Below are 22,620 nucleotides of genomic sequence, written 5' to 3'. Positions count from 1 at the left end.
GCGGGCGAGGATCGCCGCCTCGACGTTCATCACGCCGCCCATGCAGAAGGGGGTGGAGTGGTGCTCGTTGAGCATCAGCCCGTCGAAGCCCACGGCTTCGGCGTACAGCTTCTCGTCCAGGTAGCGGTTGTACAGCTCCGCCCCAAGGATGGGATCGTATTCTCCGTTGCTGATGCCCAGGTCCGTGATCGGCCTGCCCGTGGCGCCGAAGTAGCCGGAGTTGGGGTCTTGATAGGGCCGCTCCGTGAAGTAGCCGATGAACATGGCGTCAGCTCCCGTGCGCTCGTCGCGGCTGCCGGTCTGGTTCGTTCCGTCGAAGTGCTACGTCCATGCCGAAGATACCCGGCGGCGGCGGCAATTGCACCTGCCGCGGTGTGCCGGGGTTCAGAGAAGGCGGCTGCCGGGCATATTCGTCCACATGCTCATCTCGTGCGGCGGCATCACCGCCTCGGCGGCGCAGACATATTTCGGGGTCAGCTGGTCAATGCGCGTGACGCCGAGCAGGCCCATCGCGACGGTGATCTCGTGCTCCAGCAGCTCCAACACCCGCACGAGGCCGGCCGTGCCGTCCGCGCCGAGGCCCCAGCCCTGCAGCTTGCCGATCGCCACGGCGTTGGCGCCCAGCGCGATCGCCTTGAGCACGTCGCCGCCGCGCTGCACACCGCCGTCGAGCACGATCTGCGCCCGGCCGTTCACCGCGGCCACGATCTCCGGCAGCGTCTCGATCGCTCCCTGGGCGCCATCGAGCTGGCGGCCGCCGTGGTTGGAGACCCAGACCGCGTCGACGCCGTGTTCCACGGCGAGCGCCGCGTCCTCCGCCGTGGCCACGCCCTTGAGCAGGAAGGGCAGGCCGGCGATTTCCTTGATCATGTCCATCGTTTCCCAGGTGAGCGAGGCACGGAAGCGCGGGTCGGCGGGCGTGCGCCGCGAGGGCGTCGTCCAACCGCTGAGCATGGGGCGTTCGCGCCGGCTGTAGACCGCGACATCCACGGTGAGGCAGAGTCCCGCGTAGCCGGCCCGCTTCACCCTCTCCAGGATCTGGCGCGTCCAAGCCTCATCACCGTGCACGTAGAGCTGGAAGATCTTCGGCGCCGGCGTGCTGGCAGCGGTCTCTTCAAGCGACGGCTCGGTGGCGGAGCTGACGACGTGGACGGTGCCGAACTTGGCTGCTGCCCGCGCCGCGGCGATGCCGCCTTCCGGCGCGAACACCTGCAGTGAGCCGATCGGCGCAAGGATGACGGGGATGCGCAGGGGCTGGCCGAGCAGCGTGGTCGCGGGATCGATCTGCGACACGTCGACCAGGATGCGCGGGCGGAAGGCGATCCGGTCGAAGCCGAGCCGGTTGCGGCGCATCGTCGTCTCCGACTCGGAGGCGCCGACCAGGTAATCCCAGGCGCCCTGGGGCAGGTTGTGCCGCGCCGCCTGCACGATCTGTTCGTTGCTCAGGAACTCATGCGCCATCCCCATGCTCCCTTGTCTTGCTGTCTCGCTGCCCGCTCAGCCCGATGCGGCGGACGAATTTGCCCCGGCGCTTTCGGCGGTCAGCGTCGCGATCAGTTCCGTGCTGTAGCGGCCTTCGACGAACAGCGCGTGGCCAAGGATGCGGCGCAGCAGCGGCAGGTTCGTCTTCAGTCCTTCGACCGCAAACCCGGCGAGGGCGTCCTGCATCCGCTTCAGCGCCGCGTGGCGGTCGGCGCCCCAGACGGCCAGCTTGGCCAGCAGCGGGTCGTAAAAGGGGCTGACGACGCTGCCCTGCTCGACGCCGCTGTCGACGCGGATGTGCTCGCCCGCCGGCGGTTGCCAGCTCGTGATCGTGCCGGGCGAGGGCAGGTGCGTGTGCGGGTCTTCGGCATAGACGCGGCACTCGATCGCGTGGCCGTCGAAGCGCAGCGCATCCTGGCCCGGAAGCAGCGGCTCGCCCGCGGCGATGCGTAGTTGCCACTCCACCAGGTCGTGGCCGGTGATCAGCTCGGTGACGGGATGCTCGACCTGCAGACGGGTATTCATTTCGAGGAAGTAGAAGGCGCCGTCCGGCGCAAGCAGAAACTCGACCGTGCCGGCGTTGGTGTAGTTCACCGCGGCGGCGGCGCGCAGCGCCGCGTCGTGCAGCGCACCACGTCGGCTCGCGCCCAGGCCCGGTGCGGGGGCTTCCTCGGTCACCTTCTGGTGGCGGCGCTGCACGGAGCAGTCGCGGTCGCCGAGCGCGATCAGGTTTCCCGCCGCGTCGCCGAACACCTGCACCTCGACGTGGCGTGCCCGCTCCACGAAGCGCTCAAGGTAGACTTCATCGCTGCCGAAGGCGCGGGCGGCCGAGCGGCGGCCGCGCTCTACCGCGCCGCGCAGCTTCGCCGGCTCATGCACGACCGTCATGCCGATGCCGCCGCCGCCTTCGCTTGCCTTGACCATCAGCGGGTAGCCGATGCGCTCGGCCAGCGCCTGGGCGTCCGCACCCGCCGCCAACGGCCCGTCGCTGCCCGGCGCCAGCGGCACGCCGGCAGCGGCCACCCGCGCCCGCGCCGCGGTCTTGTTCGCCATCGCCTCGATCGCCTCGGGCGTCGGGCCGATGAAGACGAGGCCGGCTTGCTGCACCGCACGCGCGAAGCCGGCGCGCTCGGAAAGCAGGCCGTAGCCGGGGTGGATCGCCTCGGCGCCGCTGCGCCTGGCCGCCGCGAGCAGCGCCGGAATCGAGAGATAGCTCCCGTCCAGCGCGGCCGGACCGATCCGCTCGGCGCGATCGGCGGCGCGGACGTGCAGCGCATCCGCGTCGGCGTCGGAGTAGACGGCCACGGCCTCGACGCCCAGCCGCCTGCAGGTTCTGGCGATGCGGCAGGCGATCTCGCCGCGGTTGGCGATCAAGACGCGACGGAACATGCGGCCTCCGTCCCGGCGCAGCCGGCTCAGCCCCATTGTGACCAGATCGCCTTGCCGCTGCACGGGCGGCGCACACTTGCCCGGGCCGTATGGGCACAGCGGCGGCGATTGAGTACGCTGAGGCTGCGGCGGTGGCAGGTAAGCGGATCGGACGAGGCGACGGTGTTCGGACGGCGGAAGGTGGAAGACGAGGGACCGCTGCGCGGGCCGGGCGGCGGGCGTGTGCGCAAGCGGCCGCTGCGCAAGGAGCGGCGCCGGCGCAAGCAGGGATTCTCGGACTACCTGTTTCTCGGCGTGCTCGGCGGCGCGATCGTCTTCTTGATCGAGCACTTTGTCGCCCGGATCAGCTGGGGCTGGTCGGCCGCGGCAGCGATCGTGGTCGTGATCGGCACGATCGCCTGGTCGATGCTGCTCGACCGCTGGCGCGGCCGGCGGGGCGAGGCGCAGAAGCCGAAGCGCTGATGGCTCGGGCAAGCGGGCGCGGCCGACGGCGGAGCCTACTCGATGGCCGCGGGCGACTGGGACGGTGCCGGCGGGCCGGCGTGCTCGCGCACCACGCGGAACAGGTCGTCCAGCTCAAACGGTTTCGGCAGGTAGGCCACCACGCTGCCGGCGTCGGCCTCGGTCCGGCACTGCACGCTGCCGGACATGATGATGCAGGGCACGACGGCCGCGCAAAGTTCGCTCACCTTCGCCGCCAGCTCCTCGCCGGAGAGGCCGGGCATGCCGATGTCCACGAGCAGCAGCGCTGGCGGATCGTACCCCGCGATCGCCAGCGCCGTCATGCCGTCCTCCGCGGTCGCGGTCTCGTAGCCCTGCTCGGCGAGCGCCATCGCGACGAACTCGCAGAGCTGCGGGTCGTCGTCGACGACGAGGATACGGCGGCGGGCCGCCTCGCGGCGCGGCCCGACTTCGGGCATACGCTGATCCTTTCGCGGGCGCGTGGCCCGTCTGAGGATAGCATTCGCGCTCGGCCTTGTGACAGCTTGACAAGACCGATATGATAGATCGCGTCAGGAGTGGACAGTCGGGGTGTTGTCTCCACTGCCCCTTGCAATATTGTGTCGCCAGCGCCCGGCCCCGCCGCGGCGTTGACGGAGTTTGTGCGCCCTGCTACACTAAGGAAGCTGGGCGCATTATCGTTTCCACACAAATTCCCCGGCCAAGCCTTGCGACACAGATTCGTCCCAAGTAGACGGTACGTTCTGCCCCTCTGCTGATCATCGGGGTATGCGATCGCGTCCGTCGCGATCGAGAGCGCACTCGAGGAGTACCGCTTCATGACCACTGCCAGGAGCCTCGCGCCGGTTCGATCCGCCGTGCCAACGTTGCGGAAGGAGTACAGCCAGGTCCCGGAGATTATCTCCATCCCCAACCTGATCCAGGTGCAGCTCGATTCGTTCCGCTGGTTCATCGGTGGCCCGGACACCGCCAGCCGCGCCGACAGCGGCCTGCGCGAGCTGTTCGACGAGATCTCGCCGATCGTCGACTTCACCGGCACGCGCATGGAGCTGAGCTTCGAGGACTACGAGTTCGGCGATCCGAAGTACAGCGAGCTGGAGTGCCGCGAGAAGGATATGACCTACTCCGCGCCGCTCAAGGTCGACGTCGTGCTCCATATCAAGGAGACCGGCGAGATCAAAGAGCAGCAGTTGTTCATGGGCGACTTCCCGCTGATGACCGACAACGGCACCTTCATCATCAACGGCGCCGAGCGCGTGGTCGTCTCGCAGCTCGTACGCTCGCCCGGCGTCTACTTCAGCCTGGAGCAGGATCCCTCGAGCGGCCGCGGCCTCTGCAGCGCCAAGCTGATCCCGAACCGCGGCGCCTGGCTCGAGTTCGAAACGAGCAACAAGGACATCGTCTCCGTCAAGGTGGATCGCAAGCGCAAGATTCCCGTGACGACGCTGCTGCGCGCCATTGACTCGGACCCGGCGATCGACGACGAAACGAAGCTGGGCACCGACGAGCGCATCCTCGCGCTGTTCGAAGACGTCGAGTCGCTCTCCGAGACACGGCACTACATCCGCACCACGCTGGAGAAGGATCCGGCGCGCAACAAGCGGCAGGCGCTCGAGGAGTTCTACAAGCGCCTGCGCCCGGGCGACCCGCCCACGCTGGAGAACGCGCGGCAGCTGCTGCGCTCGCTCTTCTTCGAGGCGCGCCGCTACGACCTCGGCCGCGTGGGCCGGCACAAGCTGAACAAGCGGCTGGTGATGAGCGTGCCGGAGAAGACGCGCACGCTGACGAACGAGGACATCGTCGCCATCGTCAAGCAGCTCGTGCGCATCAACCTCGGCCAGGGCATGCCGGACGACATCGACCACCTCGGCAACCGTCGCGTGCGTGCCGTGGGCGAACTGATCCAGAACCAGTTCCGCATCGGCCTGTTGCGCATGGAGCGCGTCGTGCGCGAGCGCATGACGATCACCGACCCGGACCAGGCCACGCCGAGCGCGCTGATCAACATCCGCCCGGTCGTCGCCGCGATGAAGGAGTTCTTCGGCGGCTCGCAGCTGTCGCAGTTCATGGACCAGACCAACCCGCTGGCCGAGTTGACGCACAAGCGCCGCCTTTCGGCCCTCGGTCCCGGCGGCCTCTCGCGCGACCGCGCCGGCTTCGACGTGCGCGACGTGCACCACAGCCACTACGGCCGCATCTGCCCGATCGAGACCCCGGAAGGCCCGAACATCGGCCTGATCGGCTCGCTCGCGACCTTCGGCAAAGTCAACCCCTACGGCTTCATCGAGACGCCGTACCGCAAGGTGCTGCGCGAGCTGCCCGCCGACAGCTCGGAGCTGATCGGCCATACCCTGCGCGAGGACGTGGGCGCCGACGGGAAAACGATCGCCTCCGGCACCGAGATCAGCGCCGAGCTGGCGAACACGCTGGCGCACTCCGGCGTCGATCGCATTAAAGTGCGGCCGTTCGTCTCGGACATCGTCGAATATCTTTCGGCGGACGAAGAGGACAACTACGTCGTCGCGCAGGCGAACGTGGCGCTCGACGCCAAGGGCCACTTCCTCGAGGACCACGTCGAGGTGCGGCATCGCCAGGACTTCCGCGTCGATCAGTCGGCGCACGTGGACTACATGGACGTCTCGCCCAAGCAGATCGTCTCGGTGGCGACGTCGCTGATTCCATTTTTGGAGCACGACGACGCCAACCGCGCGCTGATGGGCTCGAACATGCAGCGCCAGGCCGTGCCGCTGCTGCGGCCGGAAGTGCCCCTGGTGGGCACGGGGATGGAGCGGCAGACGGCCTACGACTCGGGCCAGGTGGTCTTCGCCCGCAAGGACGGCCGCGTGCTCAGCTCCACGGCGAAGAAAATTACGGTCGAGTACGACGACGGCGAGCGCGAAGAGTTCCCGCTGCAGAAGTTCGTGCGCTCCAACCAGGGCACCTGCATCAACCAGCGGCCGATCGTGGAACGCGGCCAGCAGGTGATCGCCGGCCAGGCGCTGGCCGACAGCTCTTCGACCGACAAGGGCGAGCTGGCGCTTGGCCAGAGCGCGCTCTGCGCTTTCATGAGCTGGGAGGGCTACAACTTCGAGGACGCGATCATCATCTCCGAGGCGATGTGCCGCGACGACAAGTTCACCTCGATCCACATCGAAAAACACGAGATCGAGGCGCGCGACACCAAACTTGGCCCGGAGGAGATCACGCGCGACATCCCCAACGTGGGCGAGGACAGCCTGCGCGACCTGGATGAGGACGGCGTGATCCGCATCGGCGCCGAGGTGCGCGAGGGCGACATCCTCGTCGGCAAGATCACGCCGAAGGGCGAGACCGAGCTGACGGCGGAGGAGAAGCTGTTGCGCGCGATCTTCGGTGAGAAGGCGCGCGAGGTGAAGGACACGTCGCTGCGTGTGCCCCACGGCGAGCGCGGCAAGGTGATCGACGTCAAGGTCTTCGACCGCGAGTCGCATCTTGAGCTTTCGGCCGGCGTGAACAAGCTGGTGCGCGTCTCGATTGCGCAGAAGCGCAAACTCTCCGAAGGCGACAAGATGGCCGGCCGCCACGGCAACAAGGGCGTCGTGGCCCGCATCCTGCCGGTGGAGGATATGCCCTATCTGGCGGACGGGCGGCCGGTGGACATCGTGCTCAACCCGATCGGCGTGCCCAGCCGCATGAACCTGGGCCAGGTGCTGGAGACGCATCTCGGTTGGGCGGCGAAGCAGCTCGGTTTTCGTGCCGTGACGCCGGTGTTCGACGGCGCTACGGACACCAAGATCGAGGACGCGCTCGGCCGCGCCTGGCTCGCCCTGCAGGCCGGCGCCATCGCCGACGAGTATCTCGACTACGCGATGCGCGACGGCAACGGCTACCACGCCGGCGAGGTAGATGGGGTGGAGGAGGGCGGTGAGTATCTCGACATCGCCCGCCTGCGCGGCTGGGTGGCCGAGCAGGGCTACAACCCGGACCAGGTGTTCAGCGACCAGTTCCCCGAGGCGGCCACCCGCGCCTGCCTCGAGCTGTGGCTGGAGCAGCAGGGCGAGCGCGACGTGCGCGGGCGTTCGGTGGGCGAGCTGCAGGACCTGGCCGACCGGCTGAGCACCGAGCGCCGCCTGGCTCCGCCGATCTTCGGCAAGCAATTCGTCTACGACGGCCGCACGGGCGAAGCGTTTGAACAGCCGGTCACCGTCGGCTACATCTACATGCTGAAGCTGATCCATCTGGTGGAGGACAAGATCCACGCCCGCAGCACCGGGCCGTACTCGCTGATCACCCAGCAGCCGCTGGGCGGCAAGGCGCAGTTCGGCGGCCAGCGCTTCGGCGAGATGGAGGTGTGGGCGCTCGAAGCCTACGGCGCGGCGCACATCCTGCAGGAGCTGCTCACGGTCAAGTCCGACGACGTGGTCGGCCGCGTCAAGACCTACGAGGCGATCGTCAAGGGCGAGAACGTGCTGGAGCCGGGCGTGCCGGAGTCGTTCAAAGTACTGGTCAAGGAGCTGCAGAGCCTCGGCCTCGCGGTCGAAGTGCTGAACGAGGACGAGGAGGCGCTCTCCTTCCGGCCCGAGGACCAGGCGGAGATCCCGTCGATCGGCATCAACCTCTCCGGTTTCGAGCGCGACGACTTCTCGTCGTTCGACAACGTGTAGGCGGCGGGGAGCCGGCAACCCGCTGGCTCCCGCTGGCCTGCACACACGATCTGTCGGCGCCGCCCGCGGGCGGCGCCGAGCCGGCAAGCGAGTTCACACGCAGTCCGTGGTTCGCAGTCCGTAGTTCAAGGAGAAGAAGGGCGCCGGGACGCGGCGCAGCGGCCGGAGGGAAGCGCATTCCCTACCGCACGCTGCACACCGCCCGCCGCCCAACCATCATGCTGGAAGTAAACGATTTTAACGCCGTCCGCATCTCGCTCGCTTCGCCCACCCAGATCCGCTCCTGGTCGTACGGCGAGGTGACGAAGCCGGAGACGATCAACTACCGCACACTCAAGCCCGAGAAGGACGGCCTCTTCTGCGAGAAGATCTTCGGCCCGACCAAGGACTTCGAGTGCTACTGCGGCAAGTACAAGCGCGTCCGCTACAAGGGCATCAAGTGCGACAAGTGCGGCGTTGAAGTGGCGCGCAGCAAGGTCCGCCGCGAGCGCATGGGCCACATCGAGCTGGCCTCGCCCGTGAGCCACATCTGGTTCGTGAAGGGTACGCCCAGCCGGCTCGGCCTGCTGCTGGACATCTCCCCGCGCTCGTTGGAGCGCGTGCTCTACTTCGCGCAGTACATCATCGTCTCGGTCAACGAAGAGGAGCGCAAGCGTGTCCTCGACCAGATCGCGGCGCAGATGGACGCCGATATCACCGCGGCCACGGGCAACCTGCAGGCCGAGATCGACGCCGCGCGCGAGGCTGTCGATGCGGCGGTGAAGGCTATGGAGGCCGACCGGCTCAGTCAGCTCGACGCGATCGAGAACGAGCGCGGACCAGAAGTGGCGCGGCTGGAGCAGGCCTATCAGCGGCTGCTGGCGGAGCTGCCCGCCCGTGTCGGCGAGGCCAGCGGCGACGGCGTTGTGCTGGGCGATGTCACGCTCGTGCGCCCGGACGAGATGGTCAAGCCGACGATTGGCGATGACCTGCGCAAGGCCTACACCGAACAGCTCGATCAGATCGAGAAGCGCTACGCCCAGCGCCGTCAGGACGTAGCCTTCAGCATCGACGCGCAGATCGACGCGCGCCGAGCCCAGGCCACGCAGGAAGTCGAGCCGCTGATCGAGCGCAAGAAGGGCGAAGACCAGGCGATCCGCGACAAGTACCAGGAGCAGATCGACGAGCTGAACCGCGATATCCAGCCGCTGCGCCTGATCCCCGAAGCGAAGTTCCGCGACTGGCTGGACCGCTATCCCAACGTGTTCGCCGCCGGCATGGGCGCGGAGGCGATCCTGCGCATTCTCGAAGGCGTGGACATGGAGGATCTGCGCACTCGCCTGCACGTCGAGGTGAACTCTACCAGCGGGCAGCGGCGCAAGAAGGCGACCAAGCGGCTGCGCGTGGTCGAGGCGCTGAAGCAGTCCGGCAACGACCCGTCGTGGATGGTCTTCACCGTGCTGCCCGTGCTGCCGCCCGATCTGCGGCCGATGGTGCAGCTCGACGGCGGCCGCTTCGCTACCAGCGACCTGAACGACCTTTACCGCCGCGTGATCAACCGCAATAACCGCCTCAAGCGGCTGCTGGAGCTGGGCGCGCCGGAGATCATCATCCGCAACGAGAAGCGCATGTTGCAGGAGGCGGTCGATTCGCTGATCGACAACGGCCGCCGCGGCCGCGCCGTCTCCGGATCGGGTAATCACAAGCTGAAGTCGCTTTCCGACATGCTCAAGGGCAAGCAGGGCCGCTTCCGCCAGAACCTGCTCGGCAAGCGCGTCGATTACTCCGGCCGCTCGGTGATCGTAGTCGGCCCCGAGCTGAGGCTGGACCAGTGTGGTCTGCCCAAGCGCATGGCGCTGGAGCTGTTCAAGCCGTTCGTGATGCACGCGCTTGTGGCCCGCGGCCTGGCGCACAACATCAAGAGCGCCAAACGCAAGGCCGAGCGCGCCTCGCCCGAGGTCTGGGACGTGCTGGACGACGTGATCAAGCAGCGGCCAGTGTTGCTCAACCGCGCGCCCACCCTGCACCGCCTCGGCATCCAGGCCTTCGAGCCGGTGCTGATCGACGGCAGCGCCATCCAGCTGCACCCGCTCGTCTGCCTGGCCTTCAACGCCGACTTCGACGGCGACCAGATGGCCGTGCACGTGCCGCTCTCGCGCGAGGCGGTGGCCGAGGCGCGCCAGGTGATGCTCTCGACGCACAACCTGCTCTCGCCCAGCTCGGGCGAGCCGGTGGTGGCGCCGCGGCTCGACATGGTGCTCGGCTGCTTCTACCTCACCAGCGTGGACCCACACGCGCCCGGTCGTTACAAGCCAGTCGTCGGCAAGCCCGGCGAGGATGGCTACCGCCCGGCGAAGGGGATCTACGGCAGCTTCGAGGACGTGCGCATGGCGCTGGCGCTGACCAGCGCCGGCGCGGGCGACGAGCAGCTCGACCTGCGCGCCGAGATCAAGGTGCGGGACGCGCGCACGAACGGCGAGTTCGTGATCACCACGCCGGGCCGAATCGTTTTCGACGAGATCCTGCCGCCCGAGGTCGAGTTCAAGAACGTCCTGATGAACGGCAAGAACCTGAAGGACGTGGTTGCGGAATGCTACAAGAAGCTGGGCAACGAGCGCACCGTCGAGGTCGTGGACGCGATCAAGGCGCTCGGCTTCAAGTACGCCACGCGCTCCGGCATCACCATGTCGATCCATGACGTGAAGGTGCCGGCGGCCAAGGGCGCGCTGGTGGCGCAGGCCGAGGAGAACATCGACCTGATCGACCAGCAGTTCCAGATGGGCAACCTGACCGAAGAGGAGCGTTACAACCAGGCGATCGCCGTCTGGAACGACACGACCGCCAAGGTCACGGCCGAGATCCAGGACAACTTCGAGTCCTACGGCTCGGTCTACATGATGGCGAACTCCGGGGCGAAGGGTAATATCACCCAGATCCGCCAGATGGCCGGCATGCGCGGCCTGATGACGGACCCCTCTGGCCGCATCATCGAGATGCCGATCCGCTCGTCCTTCCGCGAAGGGCTCACCGTGCTGGAGTACTTCATCTCCACCCACGGCGCCCGCAAGGGCCTGGCCGACACGGCGCTGCGCACGGCGGACTCGGGCTACCTGACCCGGCGCCTGATCGACGTGGCGCAGGACGTGATCGTCCTGCTGGAGGACTGCGAGACCGAGTCCGGCACCTGGCTGGGCGAGCCGGACGACAAGGGCGTGCCGGTGACGCTCTACGAGCGCATCGTCGGCCGCTACGCCGCCTCGGATATCGTTGACGAGGAGACGGGCGAGCTGATCGTCACCCGCAATGAGGAGATCGACGAGGAGAAGGCGGCGCGCATCGTCGCCTTGAAGGACCGCGTCGAGACCCAGGCCCGCGACGAGGGCACGGTCGCGCCGCCCTTCAAGGTGCATGTGCGCTCGCCCTTGAGTTGCGACGCGAAGCGCGGCGTCTGCCGCTACTGCTACGGCCGCAGCCTCGCCCGCGGCCAGCTCGTGCAGATCGGTGAGGCGGTGGGCATCATCGCCGCGCAGTCGATCGGCGAGCCGGGCACGCAGCTCACAATGCGCACCTTCCACCTCGGCGGCGTGGCCGGCGGCCTCGACATCACCAGCGGTCTGCCGCGCGTCGAGGAGCTGTTCGAAGCGCGCGTGCCCAAGGGCGAGGCGAAGATCTCCGAGATCGACGGCTCGATCACGGTGCTGCGCGAGGGCGAGCAGAAGAAGGTGCGCGTCACCAGCAGCGAGCCCTACTACGACCACTACCAGATCCCCGACGGCGCCGAGATCCTGGTCGAGCACGACCAGTGGGTCGAGCCCGGTACGCTGCTGGCACGGCCCGGCGGCGAGAGCGGCAGCACCGACCTTGCCCAGATCGCGGAGCTGACGGCGCGCATCGCCGGCCGCGTGCTGCGCGAGAGCGGCACGCAGCTCTCGATCGTCTACGAGGAGAAGGACGAGCGCGAGTATCCGGTGGCGGCGCAGGCGCGGCTGCTGGTGGAAGACGGCAGCCGCGTGCACGCGGGCGACAAGTTGACGGAAGGCAACAAGAACCCGCAGGACGTGCTGGCAATTCAAGGCCGCGAGGCGGTGCAGATGTACCTCGTGGACGAGGTGCAGAAGGTCTACCGCCTGCAGGGCGTGAACATCAACGACAAGCATATCGAGACGATCTCGCGGCAGATGCTGCGCAAGGTCGTGATCGATCAGGCCGGCGACACCGGCATGCTGCCGGGCGAGCTGGTCGATCGCTTCGTCTACGAGGATCGCAACGCCGGCGTGCTGGCCGAGGGCGGCGAGCCCGCCACGGCCAAGCCGGTGCTGCTGGGCGTGACCAAGGCCTCGCTGAGCACCGACAGCTTCCTGGCCGCGGCGTCGTTCCAGGAGACGACGCGCGTGCTCACCGAGGCCGCGATCACGGGCCGCACGGACCACCTGATGGGCCTGAAGGAGAACGTGATCATCGGCAAGCTGATTCCGGCGCGGGCCGCGCTCGACCTGCCGCCTGAAGAACGCCAGCTCGACGCGCGGCCGCGCTTCTTCGAACTGGGCGACGGCACCGACGACGGCGTGGCCTTCGACGAGAACGCCGAGGACGCGATGGAGGAGATGCCCTTCAGCGACGAGGCCGAGACCGACGAGGTTGAGACCGCGGAGGCCGAGGATCTCGCCGGGGCCGACTCGGACGACGAGGAAGAAGATGTCCGCGACCTGGACGCGATCGCCGAGCCGGGGCCGGAGGAGCTCGCCGCTGCCGAGTCCGACGAGGACGAGGAGTAGGGTCTAGGGGCTAGGGTTTAGGGTTTAGGCTATAGGGTTTAGCGGGGCCGGCGTGACTTCCACGCCGGCCCCTCTCTTTGCTACACGTGCGTCGGAACGAAATGCTCGGTCGCGGCAACGCCTTGGATCGGGGGTGACGGCGGCCCCGCGGGTATGAAGCGGCCGTAGCCCTCCGGCTGGCAGAGCTCGCCGTCGCGCAGCAGGATCTTGCCTCGCAGCAGCGAGAGCAGCGGCCAGCCCTGCACTTCGATGCCCTCATAGACGCTGTAGCCCGTGCGGCTGTGCAGGTCCGCTTCGCGGATCGTGAGCCGCCGCGATGGGTCGAAGATCGTCAGGTCGGCGTCCGAGCCGGGCGCGATCACGCCTTTGCGCGGGTGGAGGCCGAAGATGCGCGCCGGGTTCTCCGAAAGCACGCGCGCCAGCCAGTCGAGCGGCAGGCGGCGCTTGCTCACCGCCTCGCTATACAGCACCGGCGCCAGCGTCTCGGCGCCGGGCATGCCGAACGGCACCGTGCCGCCGTCGTCGAGATAGAAGATATTGCGGCCGTCGTTGGCCCTCGCCTTGAGCGCCGGATCGTGCGGCGAATGGTCGCTCGCCACGACCGAAATCGTGCCTTCGCTCAGGCCGCGCCACATCGCCTGCACGTCTGGCGCGCGGCGCAGCGGCGGCGCGATCTTGGCGAAGGCGCCGCGGCGCTGCACGGCCTCGTCGCCCAGCGCCAGGTACTGCGGGCAGGTCTCGCACCAGAGCGCTTGGCCGGCGCGCTGCCGCTCCCGGATCACGTTGAGCCCCAGCTCCGTGCTCAGGTGCACGATGTAGAGCGGCGTTTGCGCGTAGCTCGCCAGCGCGGCGACGCCGGCGATCGCCTCCGCCTCGGCCTCCGGCGGCCGCGAGTCATGGTAGTGCTCGGGTCCGACCTTGCCCTCCGCAAGTCGCTGCTCTTCCAGCGCGTCGATCAGGTCGCCGTTCTCGGCGTGGATCATCGGCAGGCCGCCGTGCGCGGCCAGCAGCCGGCAGGCGCGGAAGATGAAGTCATCGCCCGCCATCATGCCGCGCTTGCGGTACGCGGTGAACATCTTGTACGAGCGCACGCCCAGCTTCACGCCCTCGGCCATGCCGTCCAGCATCTCGAACGGGTTCGCGGCCCGCGGACGCGGGAAGAGATAGGCGTGAAAAGCAACGTCGAGCACGGAGCGGCGCGCCGCCTCCTCCTGGTTCGCCCGGATGATCTCCGGCACGCTGCCGGGCGTCGTGGCGCCGCCGACGAAGGGAATGCTCGTGGTCACGCCGCCGAAAGCCGAGGTGCGCGGCAGGGATGACCAGTCGTCGAAGCCCAGGTGGCTGTGGGCGTCGATCACGCCGGGGAGCACGTCCTTGCCTGTCACGTCGAGATAGTCGCGGGCGGGCGGCAGCGCCTCGGCCTCGCCCACGGCGACGATGCGCTCGCCGTCGATCGCGATCGCCGTCTGGACCACGCCGCCGGGCAGCGCCACGCGGCCGCCGTGAACCACCAGGTCGATCGTGCGCTGCGCCATCGGGCGGCTCCCTTCTTCAAGCGTCCTTACCAGTGTTCCAGGTGCAGGAACTCGGCGGCGGGCCGGCGCCGCACGGGCGTGAACGGGTTGACCGGGCGGCCGACGGGGATCAGCGCCACCAGGTCGATGCTCTCTGGCACGCCGAGCACCTCGCGTACCTGCGGCTCGCGGTTCTTGTGCACCGTCGTCAACGTCGTGCCGAGCCCCATGCCCCGCGCGGCGAGGATCAGGTTCTGCACGGCCGGGAAGATCGAGCCGTAGTAGTAGGCCGCGCGTGGCGGCTCCGACGGCGCCGGGCCGCGCAGGCAGGCGAAGATCAGCAGCGGCGCCTCGGCCATGTGATCGGCAAGGTAGCGCCAGGAGCGGCGGTCGCGCGCTTCCTCCTCGCTGCCGGCGGGCGTCTGCAGCGCCGCCGTCATCGAGTCGTACCAGGCTTGCCGGTAGATCGCGGCGATCTGCGCCCGCGTCTCTGCCTCGCGCACGGCAATGAACGACCAGATCTGGCCGTTGCGGGCGTTCGGTGCACAGATCGCCGCCTCGATCAGTGCTCGCACCTGTTCGTCGCTCACCGGCTCCGGCGTAAACCGTCGCCGCGACCCCGCGGTCCGCATCGTCTCGTACAGCGGCGCTTCATCCACCAGCGTGCTCCCTTTCCGTCCCCTACGCCCTACAACCTGCGCCCTACGCCCTCGTCAGTAGCCCTTCTCCCGCGAGACGACGTTGCGCAGCGGCTCGCCGCGCAGGTAGCGGCCGAGGTTGTCGATGAACAACTCGGAGGCGCGGCGGGCGAAGCGCTCGCTGGCGTTGGAGACGTGTGGCGTAATCAGCACGTTTGGCAGACCCCAGAGCTCGCTCTCGGGCGAGAGCGGCTCCGGCTCGAACACGTCCAGCGCCGCGCCCGCGATCTCGCCGTCCTTCAGCGCCGCTACGAGCGCCGCCTCGTCGATCAGCGAGCCGCGGGCGATGTTGATCAGGAACGCCGAGGGCTTCATCCGCCGCAGCGCCGCCGCATCGATCAAATGCTTCGTTTCGGGCGTTGACGGGGCGCAGAGGGCCACGAAATCGCTTTCGGCCAGCAGCCGGGGCAACTCCCTCGCCGGCAGCAGCCGATCGACGCCTTCGACGTTCTCTCGCGCTTCCTGCACGCTGCGGCGCACGGCGACCACGCGGCAGCCGACCGCCTTCGCCAACCGTGCGGCGGCGCTGCCGATCGTGCCCAGGCCGACGATGCCGAGCGTCTTGCCGTTCACCTCGGCGCCGCCATGGCCCTGCCACTGCCGCCCTTCCTGCTGGCGCACGTAGCTCGGCGCGTTCTTGGCGAGCATCAGCATCGTCATCAGGATGTACTCGGCGATCGGCTGCGCGGTTGGTCCCTGGCCGCTGGTGAAGATCAGCCCGTCCTGTTCCAGGAAACCGGCGCCGACCCAGCGCTCGACGCCTGCCGCGACGATGTGCACCCATTTGAGCCGCGGCGCGCGTCGCAAGAGGTCGGCCGGCAACTCGTAGGCGGAGAAGAGAATTTCCGCTTTGCTCAGCGTATTCGCCAGGGCGCGAGCCTCGGACGCCGGATCGCCGCCCTTGCCTGTACGCAAAAAGGGGCGCTGCGCCTCCGGGATGACCGCGATCTGCAGGCGAGCATCGACCGCCTGGATCTGTGCCAGCGCCGCGGGCGGCACCGGCACGGCGCTGGTGATAACGAGCGAGATTGGCTCCATGGTCACCTCGGCATCGATAATGAACAGCCGCGGCTCGCGGCCGCCTCTCAGCATTGTGCCGGATCGGCGCGAGAAAATCTCAGGCTCTCGAATCAAACGCGAGGAGCGGTGAAGCGATGAAGCGCGTTCTGATCACCGGTGCGGAGGGCAACATCGGCACGCGACTCCGGCAGAATCTCGCCGGCCGCCACGAGCTGCGTTCGTTGACGCGCGAGCCGGCGGATTTTCCCTCGCACGCCGCCGACATCGCGGACCTCGACGCGATCCTGCCCGCGTTCGCCGGCGTCGAGGCGGTGGTGCATCTTGCCGCCTCGCCCGCTGTGGAGACAGCCTGGCCCGACATCCTCCACAACAACCTAATCGGCACGTACAACGTGTTCGAGGCGGCGCGGCGCAGCGGCGTGCGCCAGATCGTCTTCGCTAGCTCTAACCACGCCGTCGGCATGTACGAAGTTGAAGGAGCGCCCGACTTCTACCGCCGAGGCTCGGGCCTGATGGTGGACGCGCGGTCGCCCGTGCGGCCGGACAGCCTCTACGGGGTGAGCAAGGCGTACGGTGAGGCGCTGGGCCGCTACATCAGCGAACAGCATGGCCTGAACGTCTACTGCCTGCGCATCGGCTCGGTGCGCCGCGACGACGACCCGCGCTCGGACGCGGTGCGCAACGGTCCGGGCCCCTCCTGGCTGCCGGAGATGACGCCGGAGCAGCGCCTCGGCCGCCTGCAGGCCGTCTGGTGCAGCCACGCCGACCTGGCACGCCTGATCGATGCCTGCCTGCTGGCCGAGCAGATCCGCTTCGGCATCTACTACGCCGTCTCCGACGTGCCCTACCGCTTCTGGAGCCTCGACAACGCCTTCGCCGACCTCGGCTGGCGCCCGCAGGACCGAATAGGGGACGGCCCTTGATGACGCGCCCCTGACCGCTTTATGCGTGATTGATTCGGAACAGAACGGCGACGTTCCGCGCCGCTCAGCGCCGCAGCCCCTGCGTGGTGCCGGACCACTCGCCGCCGTCAATCACCAGCGCGTGGCCGTTGACGTAACTCGACTCGGCGGAGACGAGATAGAGCACCGCGTCGGCCATCTCTTCCGGCCGGGCAAAGCGCTGGTAGGGCAGGTGCGCCACGATCGCCGGGCGGCTGCGGGCGATCTCTTCCTCCGTGCGGCCGGGTGGCCGGATCAGGGGCGTGTCGGTGCCGCCCGGACAGATGCAGTTCACGCGGATATTGTGCGGCGCCAGCTCGATCGCGAGGGCCTTGGTCAGAGCGATCACGCCGCCCTTGGCCGCCACGTATGCCGCCTGGTAGGGCCGGCCGCGGATGCCCGCCAGCGAAGCCGTGTTGACGATCGCGCCGCCGCCCGCCGCGATCAGCGCCGGCACCGCGTACTTGCAGCCGAGGTAGACGCCGGTCAGATTGGTCGCGATCACCGAGGTCCAGTGTTCCTCGCTCATCTGCTCGACCGGGCCGCCGCGCGGCATGATGCCGGCGTTGTTGTGCACGATGTGCAGCGCCCCGAAGCGTTTCACCGCGGCTGCGACCGTCGCCTCGACATCTTCGGCGCGCGAGACATCCGCGCGCACAAACACCGCCTCGCCGCCCGTGTCCTCGATCTGCGCAGCGGTTGCCGTGCCGGCCTCTTCGTTCAGTTCGGCAACGACGAGCTTCGCGCCCTCGGACGCCAGCCGCTTCGCCGTGGCGCGGCCGATGCCCGAGCCGGCACCCGTGACCAGCGCAACTTTGCCCTCAAGCCGCATCCCGCGCCCTCCTTGCCCGGTCTGCCTGGCGACGCGGTGTTCGCCGCCGGCGCTATTCGCTGACGCGGCCGCCGGCGGCCCGCGTGCCGCTCAGCTCGATCACCGGCCGGCCCTCGCGCTCCACCCAGACGCCGCAGGCGCCGCCGTCCGGGCTGGGCGCCAGCTCAAGCGGCGTGCCGTCCATGCGCAGTGCCGGATGATAGAACGTCGCGACCTGCCTGGCATCGCCCTGGATGTAGTGGCCGATCAGCGAGCGGCGAAAGCGGTCGCTTGTCCGATTTGGCTGACTTCCGTGCACGAGCTGGCCGTGGAAGAAGAGCACGTCGCCGGCCCGCATCGTCACGGCGCGGACTTCCGTCCACGGCGGAATCGGCACCGTTACATCGGTGAAGCTGAGCGAGGTGTCCGCCTGCTCCGTGCAGAGCAGGGGCCAGGCGTGGCTGCCGGGCACGACCTGCAGGCAGCCGTTCGCCTCGTCGCAGTCGTCGAGCGGCAGCCAGGCGGCGATGCAGGTGCCCGGCGAGACGCGCAGGTAGTATTGGTCCTGGTGCGGCGCCTGCCCGCGCGCCCCCGGCGGCTTGAAGTAGAGCATCGTTTGCACGGCGAACGGCTCGATGCCGAGCAGCGCGGTCAGGCAGGTGTTCAGCCGCGCGTCCAGCAGCCAGCGCAGGCTCAGCTCGTCCCAGCGGTGCATGTGGATCATGCGCGGGTACTGCTTGAGCGGATCGTTGCTGCGCGGATCGACGCCGACCAGGTCGCCGGGAAACGCGCCCTCTCCCCGCAGCGCCATGAAGTGATCGCGATACCGCGCGATCTCGGCCGGTTCGAACAGGCCGCGCACGACCGTGAACCCGTCCGCCGCATATGCGCGGCGGTGCTCGGCGGTAATCACGCTCATACGCGTGCCTCCGGAAGAGCGCTGCTGCCGCTACGATACTACGGCGGGGCTGCGCACGGAGCGCAGCCCGCACAGATCGCAGCGAGGGGGAAGGCTATGGCCGCGGCGGTGATCGGCATTCTCAGCCCCGGCGACATGGGTGCGGCGATCGGCGCCGTCCTGCGCGAGCATGGCGCCACGGTGCTCACCTGCCTCGCCGGCCGCAGTGAGCTGACGCGGCTGCGGGCGCGCGAGGCCGGCTTCCGTGCGTGCTCCGACGTCGACGCGCTCGTGCGCGAAGCGGAGCTGATCCTATCGGTGCTCGTGCCTGCCGAGGCCGAGTCGCTGGCAATCCAGATCGCGGAGAGCATGCGACGCACCGGATCGCGGCCGCCGTTTGCGGACTGCAACGCGATCTCGCCGGGCACGATGCGCCGCATCGCCGCCCGCGTGGAAGCAGCCGGCGCCGCGGTGATCGACGCCGGCATCATCGGCCCGCCGCCGGGCGCCGGGCGCGGCACACGCATTTACTGCTCCGGACCGCTCGTCTCGTCGCTCACCGAGCTCAACGATCTCGGCCTCGACGTGCGTGTGGTGGGCGAGGCGATCGGCCAGGCGTCGGGGCTGAAGATGGTCTACGCCGCCTCGACCAAGGGCACGACCGCGCTGTGGACCGAGCTGCTGGTCGCCGCGAAGGCGCTGGGCCTGGACGAGGCCCTCGCGGCCGAGTTCGCCCAGAGCCGCGCTGGGATCGCCGGCCGCGTCAGCGCCGGCATCCCCTCGATGCCGCGCCGCGCCCGCCGCTGGGTCGGCGAGATGGAGGAGATCGCGCGCACCTTCGCCGAGGTCGGCCTCACGCCGCGCATGCTCGACGGCGCGGCGGACATCTACCGGCTGGTAGGGGAGACGGCGCTCGCGGACCAAACCTCGCGCGAGCCTGACCCGACGCTGGAAACCGTGCTCGCGAGCCTGGCCGCGCAGCTCGGTGGCCACCCCTCGGAGCAACAGCAGCACAGCGCGACATAACGCCGCCTGGTCGCCCGCGAATCGGTTCAGGCGAAGCCGTCGATCAGCGTCTTGCGCATCTGCGCGGCATCCTGGCCGGCGAGGCCGAGCCGCTCGATCGTACGGGCCTCGGCGGCGAAGTCGTGCCCGGCCATCACGCAGGCAAGGCGGATGATGCCGTCGATCACGGGCGTAGGCACGCCCGCGGCGGCACCGAGTGCGGACATCGGCATCAGGCCGGTCGGCACGTCCTCCGCAACGTAGTTGTGCGTCAGCGCCGGCGGCGAGGGCGTGAACTGATACGGGCCTTTCGGGTCGTAGGTCAGCCGCTGGAAGGTCTCGACCAGCGTCGGCTCGCGGAAGCCGAAGGCGCGGTCGATCCATTCCGGAATGTCTGGAATCTCGGCGCCCAGGGCCGCGGCAACGGCCAGCCGCTCGGCGTCGAGCGCGTGGTAGAGGTTCGCCACGGCCGGCGTCACACCCTCGGCGTAGAACTTGAACGGCTGTCCAGCCTCGATACGGCCGGCGTTCCCAACGCAGTTCGCCACGTGAAAGGCCGCGTTCATGTTGGTGAAGCTGGTCCAAGCCACCGTCTCGGCCATCACCGCCTGCGTGAAGAGCGATCCCAGCCGTGCGAAGACCGCCTCGCTGCGGCGGCCGGGGAAGGCTGCTATCTGATTCCAGCGCTTGCTGAAGCGCAGTTGGGCGCGGGCGGGCTGCGGACGGCCGGTGCCGTATGGGTAGGTGTCGAACTCGGCCACGTCGACGTTGGCGCGGCAGCCGCCGGCCGCAAGCTCGCGCCGCGCCACCAGCGAGCCGCCGGTGTTGCCCTGGATCAGCAGCAGGATCTGCCCGTCCTCAAGCAGGGGCGCCGCGGCGCGCACGAAGCCCGGCTGGCCCTTGCCGCCGGTGCAGACGACGATCAAGTCCGTGCCGGCGATGCAGGCCGCGGCATCGGTGCTGACGATCTCGATCGGGGCGAAGTCGCGCGCTCCGCCCTCGATCTCGATGCCGCCGCGCTCGCGGAACGGCGCCAGCCGCGCATCGTCGCGGTCGTGCAGGCGCAGGCGGTAGCCCGCAGCGCCAAGGTTCGCGATCAGGCCGAAGCCGCCCGACCCGGCGCCGACGACGGTGACTGTCTCGATCGGGCCTCCGCTGTTCATCGTGCTTCTCCCTTGCGGCGCTGACACAGGCGCGTTTCGGGACCCGTCCTCGCGGGCGGCGGCTCAGCGCCCGTGGCTGAGCCGTTCGATCAGGCTGCGCGGCAGCTCGGCCGCCACCATCGCCGCCTGCGTACGGGCGATCTCGTACTCCACACGGTGGAAGACAACGGTCTGTGCCGCCGTGTCGTAGATTGCGTAGGCGGCGCGCGGATCGCCATCGCGCGGCTGGCCCACGCTGCCGGGATTGAGAATCAACCGCTGCTCGCCGAGCAGGCGAACGCTGCCCGCCTCCGGCTGCTCGTAGTCCAGCTCGAAGGCCGACTCGCCGCCTTCGCCGCCTTCGCCGCCTTCGATGAAGACGAGCGGCACGTGCGTGTGGCCGACGAAGCTGAAGCGCGCCGTCATCCGCTCGAACTGCGCCAGCGCGCCGGGGATCGTGATCAAGTACTCCCAGACGGGGTCGCGCAGGCTGCCGTGCGCCAGTTGCATCGCCTCGAGTTCGAGCGTGCGCGGCAGGCCGCGCAGAAAGCTTCGCTCATCCTCGTCGAGCTGGCTCGCGTTCCAGGCGTTGGCAGCGGCCGCCGCTGGATTGAAATCCTCGGTGTCGATCACGGCGCTGGCGGCCAGGTCGTGGTTGCCCGCAACCGAATGAAACCGTTGCCCGCGCAGCAGCGCCAGGCAGTCCGAGGGCTGCGGCCCGTAGCCGACCAGGTCGCCCAGCGACCAGACGGCGTCGAGCGCCCGCTCGCCCTCCGCATGCCGGAGCACCGCCTCAACGGCGGCGAGATTGGCGTGAACGTCGCTGACGACGGCGATACGCATGCGAGCGCGCGAGCCTCCGCTTCCCTGACCGGACGTGATTGATCGTCCCGCCGCGACCGCCGCCGGACGAACCTCCGGCTGGCTCAGACGTACTGCAGTAGCTGCAGCGTGATGCCGCTGAACTCGGCCGGCTGAATCACGGCGCGACGGGTGCCCGGTAGCACACCCGGCTCGGCGGGCGAGGGGTTGAAGCCACGGCGGCGCGCCTCCGTCAGCGCGGCATCGAGATCGGCAACCTCGAAGGCGATCACGCTCACCAGTCCCGGCGGGCGCGATGCCAGTGGGCTGTCCGGCGAGGCTGGTCCGAGCAGTTCCAGCATTGCGTCGCCGATGCCGATTTGCCGAATGCGCATCGCGGGCGAGCTGACCTCGCCGGCAAGCGGCGCCTCCATCACCTCGCGCCAGAAGCGGGTATCACCCTCCAGATCCGGCGCGATCACCGCCAGGTGGTCCAGCCGCTTGAGCGGGAAGGCGTGCGCCGTCAGCCCGGCGGACTCGCGCCGCGCCCAGCGCTCTTCGTGCGAAGGGAAATACTGGATCAGGCGCAGGCCGACGGCGTTCGCATGTGCGCCGCGCACCGTTGCCAGATCGCAGATTTTCGTGCCGTCTGCGCCGCGCACCTCGCGCACCTGGCAATCGAGACCGTGCGCTTTGAGCCGGGTCGCGGCTGCGGCAAGGTCGCCCGTGCGCAGCACCACGCCGCTCAGACCACGCCCCGCGTCCGCCGCCGCGAGCAACGGCTCGCCATGGGCGCGCAGGGCAGCCGCGCGATCGGTGATGCCCAGCGCTTCGACGTAGAAGCCGTTAGCCGCGTCACCGACGAAGAAGCCTCGGTTCTCCGTGCCCGCGTCTTGATGGCGCGTACCGGGAAAGAGATTGAGGCCAAGGCGGGCGAAGGGCTCCGCCGCGGCGTGGGCGTCGGTTACGGGCAGGATCACATGGTCGATCGCGTCAACCAGCATCGTGCGAACCCCTCCCTCCTGATTCGGACGGACGGCGACTCACGCGCCGCAACAGA

Annotated in this window: 17 protein-coding genes; 5 read left to right on the top strand and 12 right to left on the bottom strand. The window is 69.0% G+C overall.

Annotation, left to right across the window (positions count from 1 at the left end; genetic code table 11):
- The 3 genes from VKV26_21270 to VKV26_21260 all read right to left on the bottom strand — a co-directional run.
- Positions 1-264: LLM class flavin-dependent oxidoreductase (locus VKV26_21270; protein HLZ72444.1), on the bottom strand; the 264-nt coding region annotated here is incomplete at its 3' end.
- 120 nt (positions 265-384) lie between these two features.
- Positions 385-1,461, bottom strand: a complete 1,077-nt coding sequence (locus VKV26_21265; protein HLZ72443.1) for an alpha-hydroxy acid oxidase — start codon at positions 1,459-1,461, stop codon at positions 385-387.
- Positions 1,462-1,497: 36 nt separating this feature from the next.
- On the bottom strand, positions 1,498-2,871 hold the full coding sequence (locus tag VKV26_21260; GenBank protein ID HLZ72442.1) for a biotin carboxylase N-terminal domain-containing protein: 1,374 nt from the start codon (positions 2,869-2,871) through the stop codon (positions 1,498-1,500).
- 162 nt (positions 2,872-3,033) lie between these two features.
- On the opposite strand from VKV26_21260, the gene VKV26_21255 reads away from it, so the two are divergent.
- The gene (locus tag VKV26_21255) at positions 3,034-3,333 is read left to right on the top strand and encodes a hypothetical protein (protein ID HLZ72441.1); all 300 of its coding nucleotides are present in this window, start codon (positions 3,034-3,036) and stop codon (positions 3,331-3,333) included.
- Positions 3,334-3,368: 35 nt separating this feature from the next.
- Here the strand turns inward: VKV26_21255 and VKV26_21250 are convergent, their stop codons facing one another.
- Positions 3,369-3,791: a response regulator gene (locus tag VKV26_21250; GenBank protein ID HLZ72440.1), complete on the bottom strand. Its 423-nt coding sequence runs from the start codon at positions 3,789-3,791 to the stop codon at positions 3,369-3,371.
- 360 nt (positions 3,792-4,151) lie between these two features.
- Between VKV26_21250 and VKV26_21245 the strand changes: the two genes are divergently transcribed.
- Both VKV26_21245 and rpoC read left to right on the top strand, forming a co-directional pair.
- Positions 4,152-7,976: a DNA-directed RNA polymerase subunit beta gene (locus VKV26_21245; GenBank protein ID HLZ72439.1), complete on the top strand. Its 3,825-nt coding sequence runs from the start codon at positions 4,152-4,154 to the stop codon at positions 7,974-7,976.
- A 218-nt stretch (positions 7,977-8,194) separates the two neighbouring features.
- The gene (rpoC, locus tag VKV26_21240; GenBank protein HLZ72438.1) at positions 8,195-12,730 is read left to right on the top strand and encodes a DNA-directed RNA polymerase subunit beta'; all 4,536 of its coding nucleotides are present in this window, start codon (positions 8,195-8,197) and stop codon (positions 12,728-12,730) included.
- Between the two features lie 80 nt (positions 12,731-12,810).
- Here rpoC and VKV26_21235 read toward each other — a convergent pair whose 3' ends face one another.
- The 3 genes from VKV26_21235 to VKV26_21225 are packed head-to-tail and all read right to left on the bottom strand — an operon-like array spanning position 12,811 to position 16,034.
- Positions 12,811-14,265 carry an amidohydrolase family protein gene (locus tag VKV26_21235; protein ID HLZ72437.1) on the bottom strand — a complete coding sequence of 485 codons (1,455 nt, stop codon included), beginning with the start codon at positions 14,263-14,265 and terminating at the stop codon, positions 12,811-12,813.
- Positions 14,266-14,291: 26 nt separating this feature from the next.
- A complete protein-coding gene (locus VKV26_21230; GenBank protein HLZ72436.1) occupies positions 14,292-14,903 on the bottom strand; it encodes a nitroreductase family protein in 612 nt (203 codons plus the stop codon).
- A gap of 54 nt (positions 14,904-14,957) precedes the next feature.
- Complete coding sequence (locus VKV26_21225) at positions 14,958-16,034, bottom strand: D-2-hydroxyacid dehydrogenase (GenBank protein ID HLZ72435.1); 1,077 nt, start codon at positions 16,032-16,034, stop codon at positions 14,958-14,960.
- A gap of 62 nt (positions 16,035-16,096) precedes the next feature.
- Between VKV26_21225 and VKV26_21220 the strand changes: the two genes are divergently transcribed.
- Positions 16,097-16,885: an NAD(P)-dependent oxidoreductase gene (locus VKV26_21220; GenBank protein ID HLZ72434.1), complete on the top strand. Its 789-nt coding sequence runs from the start codon at positions 16,097-16,099 to the stop codon at positions 16,883-16,885.
- A gap of 64 nt (positions 16,886-16,949) precedes the next feature.
- On the opposite strand, the gene VKV26_21215 is transcribed toward VKV26_21220, so the two are convergent.
- Entirely contained in the window at positions 16,950-17,735 is a 786-nt protein-coding gene (locus tag VKV26_21215; GenBank protein ID HLZ72433.1) for an SDR family NAD(P)-dependent oxidoreductase, read from the bottom strand.
- Between the two features lie 52 nt (positions 17,736-17,787).
- Positions 17,788-18,633 (bottom strand): phytanoyl-CoA dioxygenase family protein, encoded by an 846-nt coding sequence (locus VKV26_21210; GenBank protein ID HLZ72432.1) that lies wholly within the window; start codon positions 18,631-18,633, stop codon positions 17,788-17,790.
- Positions 18,634-18,729: 96 nt separating this feature from the next.
- Here VKV26_21210 and VKV26_21205 point away from each other — a divergent pair, with 96 nt between their 5' ends.
- Entirely contained in the window at positions 18,730-19,638 is a 909-nt protein-coding gene (locus tag VKV26_21205; protein ID HLZ72431.1) for a DUF1932 domain-containing protein, read from the top strand.
- A 26-nt stretch (positions 19,639-19,664) separates the two neighbouring features.
- On the opposite strand, the gene VKV26_21200 is transcribed toward VKV26_21205, so the two are convergent.
- The 3 genes from VKV26_21200 to VKV26_21190 form a co-directional block, all read right to left on the bottom strand.
- The gene (locus VKV26_21200) at positions 19,665-20,780 is read right to left on the bottom strand and encodes an NAD/NADP octopine/nopaline dehydrogenase family protein (protein ID HLZ72430.1); all 1,116 of its coding nucleotides are present in this window, start codon (positions 20,778-20,780) and stop codon (positions 19,665-19,667) included.
- 63 nt (positions 20,781-20,843) lie between these two features.
- Positions 20,844-21,602, bottom strand: coding sequence for a metallophosphoesterase family protein (locus VKV26_21195; GenBank protein ID HLZ72429.1), 759 nt, complete (start codon positions 21,600-21,602; stop codon positions 20,844-20,846).
- A gap of 83 nt (positions 21,603-21,685) precedes the next feature.
- Positions 21,686-22,564, bottom strand: a complete 879-nt coding sequence (locus VKV26_21190) for a VOC family protein (protein HLZ72428.1) — start codon at positions 22,562-22,564, stop codon at positions 21,686-21,688.
- Positions 22,565-22,620: the final 56 nt, after the last annotated feature.

The sequence above is a fragment of the Dehalococcoidia bacterium genome (assembly GCA_035310145.1).
In the GTDB taxonomy this organism is placed as follows: domain Bacteria; phylum Chloroflexota; class Dehalococcoidia; order CAUJGQ01; family CAUJGQ01; genus CALFMN01.
This window is presented reverse-complemented; position numbering and strand designations above follow the sequence as displayed.

Excerpts from the sequence above, each read along its gene's own strand:
- VKV26_21265 (HLZ72443.1), bottom strand. The coding sequence starts at position 1,461 with ATGGCGCATGAGTTCCTGAGCAACGAACAGATCGTGCAGGCGGCGCGG.
- VKV26_21260 (HLZ72442.1), bottom strand. The coding sequence starts at position 2,871 with ATGTTCCGTCGCGTCTTGATCGCCAACCGCGGCGAGATCGCCTGCCGC.
- VKV26_21250 (HLZ72440.1), bottom strand. The coding sequence starts at position 3,791 with ATGCCCGAAGTCGGGCCGCGCCGCGAGGCGGCCCGCCGCCGTATCCTC.
- VKV26_21245 (HLZ72439.1), top strand. The coding sequence starts at position 4,152 with ATGACCACTGCCAGGAGCCTCGCGCCGGTTCGATCCGCCGTGCCAACG.
- rpoC (HLZ72438.1), top strand. The coding sequence starts at position 8,195 with ATGCTGGAAGTAAACGATTTTAACGCCGTCCGCATCTCGCTCGCTTCG.
- VKV26_21235 (HLZ72437.1), bottom strand. The coding sequence starts at position 14,265 with ATGGCGCAGCGCACGATCGACCTGGTGGTTCACGGCGGCCGCGTGGCG.
- VKV26_21225 (HLZ72435.1), bottom strand. The coding sequence starts at position 16,034 with ATGCTGAGAGGCGGCCGCGAGCCGCGGCTGTTCATTATCGATGCCGAG.
- VKV26_21220 (HLZ72434.1), top strand. The coding sequence starts at position 16,097 with ATGAAGCGCGTTCTGATCACCGGTGCGGAGGGCAACATCGGCACGCGA.
- VKV26_21215 (HLZ72433.1), bottom strand. The coding sequence starts at position 17,735 with ATGCGGCTTGAGGGCAAAGTTGCGCTGGTCACGGGTGCCGGCTCGGGC.
- VKV26_21210 (HLZ72432.1), bottom strand. The coding sequence starts at position 18,633 with ATGAGCGTGATTACCGCCGAGCACCGCCGCGCATATGCGGCGGACGGG.
- VKV26_21205 (HLZ72431.1), top strand. The coding sequence starts at position 18,730 with ATGGCCGCGGCGGTGATCGGCATTCTCAGCCCCGGCGACATGGGTGCG.
- VKV26_21200 (HLZ72430.1), bottom strand. The coding sequence starts at position 20,780 with ATGAACAGCGGAGGCCCGATCGAGACAGTCACCGTCGTCGGCGCCGGG.
- VKV26_21195 (HLZ72429.1), bottom strand. The coding sequence starts at position 21,602 with ATGCGTATCGCCGTCGTCAGCGACGTTCACGCCAATCTCGCCGCCGTT.
- VKV26_21190 (HLZ72428.1), bottom strand. The coding sequence starts at position 22,564 with ATGCTGGTTGACGCGATCGACCATGTGATCCTGCCCGTAACCGACGCC.